Annotated in this window: 6 protein-coding genes and 2 pseudogenes; 5 read left to right on the plus strand and 3 right to left on the minus strand. The window is 41.4% G+C overall.

What is annotated here, in order from left to right; genetic code table 11:
- Nucleotides 1–48: 48 nt before the first annotated feature.
- Nucleotides 49–941 (minus strand): annotated as a pseudogene (locus tag B2V22_RS08530) (IS30 family transposase); the annotation flags it as partial.
- Nucleotides 942–1,013: 72 nt separating this feature from the next.
- On the opposite strand from B2V22_RS08530, the gene B2V22_RS08440 reads away from it, so the two are divergent.
- The gene (locus B2V22_RS08440; protein WP_290491927.1) at nucleotides 1,014–1,397 is read left to right on the plus strand and encodes a hypothetical protein; all 384 of its coding nucleotides are present in this window, start codon (nucleotides 1,014–1,016) and stop codon (nucleotides 1,395–1,397) included.
- 411 nt (nucleotides 1,398–1,808) lie between these two features.
- Entirely contained in the window at nucleotides 1,809–3,149 is a 1,341-nt protein-coding gene (locus B2V22_RS08445; RefSeq protein WP_016896345.1) for an APC family permease, read from the plus strand.
- Between the two features lie 230 nt (nucleotides 3,150–3,379).
- Here B2V22_RS08445 and B2V22_RS08450 read toward each other — a convergent pair whose 3' ends face one another.
- Nucleotides 3,380–3,868, minus strand: a complete 489-nt coding sequence (locus B2V22_RS08450) for a GH32 C-terminal domain-containing protein (protein WP_111857479.1) — start codon at nucleotides 3,866–3,868, stop codon at nucleotides 3,380–3,382.
- Between the two features lie 52 nt (nucleotides 3,869–3,920).
- Here B2V22_RS08450 and B2V22_RS08455 point away from each other — a divergent pair.
- Nucleotides 3,921–4,904: pseudogene (locus tag B2V22_RS08455) on the plus strand (IS30 family transposase); the annotation flags it as partial.
- A gap of 32 nt (nucleotides 4,905–4,936) precedes the next feature.
- Here B2V22_RS08455 and B2V22_RS08460 read toward each other — a convergent pair.
- Nucleotides 4,937–5,509 (minus strand): TIGR00730 family Rossman fold protein, encoded by a 573-nt coding sequence (locus B2V22_RS08460; protein WP_290491929.1) that lies wholly within the window; start codon nucleotides 5,507–5,509, stop codon nucleotides 4,937–4,939.
- A 162-nt stretch (nucleotides 5,510–5,671) separates the two neighbouring features.
- On the opposite strand from B2V22_RS08460, the gene B2V22_RS08465 reads away from it, so the two are divergent.
- Together B2V22_RS08465 and B2V22_RS08470 are read left to right on the plus strand one after the other, a co-directional pair.
- Nucleotides 5,672–6,247 (plus strand): rhodanese-like domain-containing protein, encoded by a 576-nt coding sequence (locus B2V22_RS08465; RefSeq protein WP_290491930.1) that lies wholly within the window; start codon nucleotides 5,672–5,674, stop codon nucleotides 6,245–6,247.
- 214 nt (nucleotides 6,248–6,461) lie between these two features.
- Nucleotides 6,462–7,343 (plus strand): polysaccharide deacetylase family protein, encoded by an 882-nt coding sequence (locus B2V22_RS08470; RefSeq protein ID WP_290491931.1) that lies wholly within the window; start codon nucleotides 6,462–6,464, stop codon nucleotides 7,341–7,343.
- Nucleotides 7,344–7,423 lie beyond the last annotated feature (80 nt).

Consider the following 7,423-nt stretch of genomic DNA (forward strand, 5'->3'; position numbering starts at 1 on the left):
GGCCATCTTTCCAGACATGAAGCCATGCCGAGGTCAAGTAATGATAGGTCAAGCCCCCAATCGTTCTTGCTTGAATGCTTGAACAAATGTGTCATGTGGTGTTGCATAACCCAAAATTTTCCGCGGGTAATCGTTCATCCAATGCTGGATTCGCAAAATCTGGTTCTCGCTCACCTCACTAATCGGGCTTCCCTTGGGGACGAAACGGCGAATTAATTTATGCTGATTTTCGCTCGTCCCACGCTCCCAAGAAGCATAGGGGTGGCTGAAATAGACGTCAGCTACATCTTGCAGAGCATCGTGTAGCCCCGAAAACTCCGAGCCATTGTCGGAGGTCGCGGTCTTAAATAATTGATCGAAGTTAGCGCCAGCCCGTTCTCTTAGCTGTTGAACCGCTTGGTCCACCGATTCGGTGTCCTTCCCGTTCAACTTTAGGATGACTTCAAAGCGTGTCTGCCGTTCAGCCAGCGTCAGCAGCACGGCATCCGACTTGGTCTGTTTCCCACGACTGTGTCGATTGCCCAATGACCGAATGTTTCCCGGGTTTCAACTTCTTTAGAGCGTTCTTCAATTCACGTCCCGAGAACACGCTTGTTGGGACGGTGTCCTGGGCGGCCCGCTTTGATTTTACGGGACAGTTTTTCAAGCAAGTCCATGTTCTTTGTTCGCATGATTCCGCGGTCAATCCATTGATAAAGAGCAGTTGTTCCAGGAATGATGGCACAATCGAACAGCGCGTGTTTTCTGGCAAATCCGACTACGATGTCCGGCGACCATTTTTCATTTAACATTTTGTCATCTGCCCAGTCAATGAAGGCATTTGTGTTCGCCCATTTGGGGCGTCTGCCACAGTTCAGTCGTTGATTTTCATAGAAGGCCTGTCCTGCATCAGCGTCATAAACAGAATAGTAGGTGTCATACACTTTTCCATTTTGGAGCTGAACCCAAAAGGAATCCGGGCAGTTGTCGAGCAACAATTTGAAGTTGCCAGACAGATTCTGGATGCGGGGCTTGTGCCAATCATTGAACCTGAAGTCGACACCTATAGTGAGAAAAAAGATGAAGTGGAGACTATTCTGAAAGAAGAATTGCTGCGGAATCTGGATACCTTACACGAAGACAATCATGTTATGTTGAAGTTGACAATTCCTACTGTGGCTAATACTTATAAAGAAACCATTGACCATCTAAATGTTCTTCGGGTCGTGGCCCTTTCCGGCGGTTATTCAAGGGATGAGGCAAACGTAAAACTGAAAGAAAATGATGGTTTGATCGCCAGCTTCTCCCGTGCTCTCTCCCAAGACCTGAACGTCAACCAGACCGATGAGGAATTTAACGCCGCATTAAAGGATGCAATTGATAGCATTTTTGATACTTCCGTAAATAAAAAGGCTTAGAAAGACAGAAGTAGAATGCTGTGACGATCATTTTTAAGAGGATTTACAGATGTAAAATGAATATAAAGAAAAATACCTCCTTCACGAAAGGCTTAGCAGTTGATTACGTGAAGGAGGTATTTTTGACAGTAGGAATCGCTCGGCCTTCCCACTTTTCCATTCCATTTGATCTAAAAGAAACATAAAATACTTTTCTGAAGGTTATCTTTCATATCGATTTTTCCTTTTTTAATCAGAGACTGCAAATCAAAACCCTTCTCTTGTCTATTCATGGCAGGTAGCACAGGCAATAAAAATGCCTGCGCCATATTTGTTGATTCTGCTATGAACTAGTTCTTGACGAATCGTTTTTTCGTCCCTAGAATGTATGGACGTATCACTGACAAAGGTCATTTAGGAGAATTAGAAAACATGGAAAAAACGGAATTGAAAAAAAGTATCAGCGGCTTGACTGCGCTGACAGTATTAGTGGGTACTGTAATTGGAGCGGGGGTCTTCTTTAAGCCTACAGCGGTGTATTCTGCTAGCGGGGCTCCGGGTGTTGGGCTGTTGGCTTGGTTTGTTGCCGGTATCATTACCATCACTGGTGGTCTGACTGTTGCTGAAATTGGCACGATTTACTCGGAATCGGGCGGATTAATGCTGTATATGGAAAAAGTATATGGAAAGATTTGGGGGTTTCTGGCTGGATGGGCACAGATGATTGTTTATTTCCCAGCAAACTTTGCGGCTTTGGCCATTATCTTTGCGACGCAAGTTATCAATCTTTTCGGGTTAAGCGATCAATTGATCATTCCCATTGCGATTGGGACCGCCCTCTTTATAGCCCTCATGAATTTTATGGGAACGAAGCATGGCAGCAGAATTCAAAATGTCGCTACTTTCCTGAAACTTATTCCTCTTTTTATTATCATTATTGCTGGGTTACTTTATCCTGGAGGAGGTCAACAGAGCCTTATGCCTTTTGTTTCAGAAGACCATTCTTTCCTGACTGCTCTTAGCTCAGCACTGGTTGCCACCCTTTTTGCTTATGATGGTTGGATGAACGTGGGGACGTTGGCGGGAGAGATGAAAAATCCCGGGAAGACATTGCCTCGTGTGATTGTCGGCGGACTCTCCATCGTGATGGCCGTTTATCTTGCAATCAATGTTGCCTATCTTTTTGTAGTCGATAGCGCTACTCTTGCAGGTACTGCTACCCCTGCAGCAGCTGTTGCTTCTAAACTGTTTCCAGGTATTGGCGGCAAATTAATCACGGTGGGAATTTTAATCTCTGTTTTTGGTGCAATGAATGGCTACTTCATTTCTGCTATGCGCATTCCCTATGTACTGGCAAAAAGAGGATTGCTTCCTTTTGCTGATTGGTTCGGTGTTTTGCATCCCAAAACTTATGTCCCAATGAATGGCGGCATAATGATTGTTTCTATCTCTGTCGTGATGATGCTGTCCGGTTCGTTCAATCAGCTGACTGATTTGATTGTATTCGTTATATGGATTTTCTCTACCATGACTTTCCTGGCAGTCATTATCCTGCGGAAAAGAAAACCCGCAATTGAGCGCTCTTACAAAGTGCCACTCTATCCCTTTATTCCGCTGGTAGCAATTGCAGGAGGCTTGTTTATTTTAATGAGTACTTTGCTGACGCAGCCGTTCAACGCTTTATTGGGAATCGTCTTGACTCTGTTAGGTGTTCCTGTTTTCTTATATACTCAAAAAAATCAAAAAGCTCCCGTTTTAATTGAAGAAGAATAATATTGGCATAGATTATCGAACAAGCAGCCCCATATGGGAGCTGCTTGTTTTGCATTTTTTTGGGGTGGTTTATAGGGATTTGGGGAGGTTTGTATAGTACAGAACTTTTTTATGAGCTGTATCATACACATTTCCTAAAGAAATGAATGACGACGAGCAGTAATGATACGTTCGAAGAAAAAAAATAGAAACAAGCTCCGAATTTTGGAGCTTGTCTCTATTTGAATGCTCTATTCAATTTTAAAAAGGCGCGTACTGACATGACTTTCTTTCATTTCCAAAAAGATAAATGTATCTTCTTTTTCTGGGAAAGCAAGACTCGATAATACTTTCAAACCATCATTGAAAAAGATTTCTACGGATGAAGTATCAACGAAGATATTCATCTTCAACTCTTTGTTTGGAAGGAATTTACTTTGACGTGTTGATTTTGTTTCATTCATCTTTCCAATCCCTACATTCGTGCGGTCTACTTCAACAAAACCTCGTTCTGAGTCAAAATCAACTTTTAAGTAGCGAGTCCGCTCTTTATTTGCCAAAAGATAGAGGATCCCTTGTTGATTTTCAGGAAGAAGAATTTCTAATTCATAAGCATTTTCATCTGGCTGGTGTAAAGTTACCAAACCATTTATTTTCTCTGCTTTTTCTTCAAGCAATCGTTTAGTTTTGTTCATTTCTTCTACAGGATATTGATATAATTGGTTTCCTTTTACTTTCAATTCCTTCACTAAATTTAAACAATTTGTCCAACCATCTTGGTAAACAGGATACTCATTTAATGAACGCGAAATAATATTCCTATTGCATGAGCAAGGAAAGTCTTTAGGATATATTTCTAAGCAACTAAATCGTGCAAAATCAACAATTTCAAGAGAACTAAAGCGGAATACTATTCAAGAAAAAAGTTATTCTCCCTCAAAAGCACAAGAAAAGTATCAGCAAAGAAAGAGAAGAAAGTGTGGTCGTAAACGCATACTTCTATATACTGAAATTCATTCTCGGGTACAACGACTCTTTTTGGAAGAACAATGGTCTCCAGAGGAGATTAGTGCCCGAATGAGACTAGAAATAAATCAGCAAGCTCTTAGTTATAATACGATTTATCGTGCAATATATCGCGGAGATTTTGATGAACCGAATCTTTCTCACGGCAATAAAGGTGCAATTCGTAAGTTAAAACATCGAGGTAAAACACGACACACAAACAATTATTGAGAGCGCCGTGGAAAAATACCAATTTCGAATACGATTCATGAACGGCCATCTGCTGCCAATGAGCGCCTTGAGATTGGTCATTGGGAAGCTGATACTGTAGCCGGTAAAACAGGTAGGGCTTGTATTGTAACTCTAGTCGATCGTAGATATCGTTTTTCCCTACTTGGTAAGGTTGAAAAGAAAATCTCTAAAAATGTGATTGATTGTATGATCAATCTACTAAGAAATATAGGAGAAGATAAATGTAAAACCGTTACACCCGATAGAGGAAAAGAATTCTCCCAACATAGTCGAATAACGCTAGAATTAAATGGCACTAAAGTGTATTTTCCAGATCCACATGCTCCATGGCAACGTGGTACAAACGAAAATACTAATGGTTTATTACGTGAATATTCACCTAAAGGTGAAGATATTTCAGGTATTTTCGATAGTCAAATTCAAGAATGAGCGAATAAATTAAACACGCGACCACGGAAATGTCTAAACTGGAAAACCCCTTATGAAGTATTTTTTAATGAATCGTTGCACTTAATCTGACAATTGAAGATACATTTATTTCGACTTTATATCTATTTCCATTTCGCTTCTGCTGTTGGTTCATAAGCAGCCATTTTCTCTAACAAGACTTCCGGATCAGTTTCAACCAACAACATATCCCGGTATTGTTGATGCATAAACCCATGATCGACTTGGAAATCTAAAAAGTCCAACAAGCCATCATAGTAGTTATTCACATTCAAAATCCCGATTGGTTTATCGTGGTAACCAACTTGCTTCCAGGAAATCACCTCAAACAACTCTTCCATGGTCCCTGGACCACCCGGCAAGGCAATAAACCCGTCAGACAAATCAATCATCTGCGCCTTCCGTTCGTGCATCCCTTGGACAACAAACAATTTAGTCAGGTCAGGATGTTGAATATTATTGTCCGCCAACTTCTGTGGCACAACCCCCATCACATCGCCGCCAAATGCCAAAGCCCCGTTCGCTACAGCAGCCATACAACCCACATTTGACCCGCCATAAACCAAAGTCCGCCCTGATTTAGCAATCACTTCGCCGACCCTTGTCGCCGTTTCTTCATACACCGGATCATCCCCAACAGCCGATCCCAAATATACCGCAACACTTTTAAGTTCCATACATAACACCCCTTCTTTCCCAATATTTTAGGCAAACCATCAGCATCTGACAAGTACCTCCCTAGAAAATGGCGAAACGCATCCTGCTGGTATTCTTTATCAAGCATCCGCATTGACCCACCCCACGTATCCTGTCATAATACAAGTAGAAGAGGTGGTTATATGACAACAACATTAAATAAAATCGCATATGAAAACTTACAAGACCAAGTAGTGGTGGATATCCGTGACAATACAACCTTCCGCCAAGGTCACTTGCCGAATAGCTTGAACGTCACAGCCAAACAAAAAAACAAATACTGGGATGGCTTGGTCAAAAACAAAGAAAACCTCGTCATCCTTACAGATAAGGAAGAATCGCTTGTTGACTTTGAAGACTTAGATCCAAACGCTTATCTTCTTTTTGAAGATATCCCGCAAGAAGTATTGGTTACCAGTGCAGAAATCACTGCAGCAGATTTCTTACAATTGCCTGATGACCAGGATTATGTATTATTAGACTTACGTCACCCAGATGAAATTACCCGCCCAGCACCAGAGAAAAACTTGGTCAATATCCCACTAGAAAAGCTAGCGGATAACTTAGAAAAAATTGATAGCGACAAAGATATTTACATACTCTGTGGATCAGGCGGCCGCGCCACAGCAGGCGACGCCTACTTAACAGCACATGGCTACAACAAAACGCATGTCATCGAAGGCGGCATCAAAGCAGTCATTCAACCACAAGGGGAATAATTGTTTTAGCTGTATTTTATTTTAATTTGCTATGTTGCTTTACTGAGGAGAATTTCCACTAATATTGCTAAAAAGATAGTGATTGCCAAGTCAGCGGTCACTATCTTTTTCATTTGCGTGATTGTTTTCCTGGAATTTGAATGGGTTTTTTCCGTATTTTTTATCCATTAGTGTATAATGGACATATATTATATCTTATAGGGAGGAATAGAACATGTTGAAAAAATTACCCATTCTATTATTAACAGGTTTGCTTTTAGCTGGTTGTGCTGGAAATGAACAAGAAAATGGCGATGGGTCCCAAGAACAAGCTACTTCTAGTGAATCTTTAGAGGCTAACAATACTAATGATGGTGAAGATGCGGAAAGCATTGACCAAGATGAGGATACTAATGAAGAAACAGATAATCAAGTAGCTAACTACTATATCGACCCTGAGATTTCAAGTGTATTGCCGGCTAATGAGGATGCGAACCCTAATGTTGTACTCGCCACTGTCGATGATGTACCAAGGAAGTTACCCGAAACACCAACGTCGTCAGTAGAGGAAGCACAAGCTATGGCCGATCGCGGTATTTACGGGATTTTCTTCGTCAACGGTATGTACTTACAAGGTGAAGATGGCGAAGAAGGCAGGCATGCATTAAAAGAGATTGCCGACATGGGTCATGTGATTGGTAACCACACGCTTACGCATTATAGTCTTGACCAAGTACCTGACGAAGAAACCTTGCGTCACGAAATTATTGGTAACCAAGATATTATTGAAGAAGTTATTGGTTATCGCCCACAATTCTTCCGTCCACCACACGGTATTGAAGCCCCAGGATTAGAAGGGATTTTAGAAGAAGAAAATATGGTGTCGATGAACTGGTCGTATGGTTTTGATTGGGACGAAAACTATTCAGACCCAGCAACGCTAGCAGATGTCATGGTGAACACTGAATTCTTATCCCCAGGCGCTAATTTATTAATGCACGACTTAACTTGGACTAACGAAGCTATGCCGGCCATACTAGACGGTATCCAAGCCAAAGGATATGAATTTGTTGACGCCCGTGACATCGCTACACGAGACGAAATGGCTGACTTATAATCTAACCACTTGATTTTTAAAAAATATTTATACACGCAAAAAGATAGTGTCTGTTTAGGTGAATCTCTACCCGAAAACTG

This window comes from Aerococcus sp. UBA6277 (assembly GCF_002440555.1).
Classification (GTDB): Bacteria; Bacillota; Bacilli; order Lactobacillales; family Aerococcaceae; genus Aerococcus.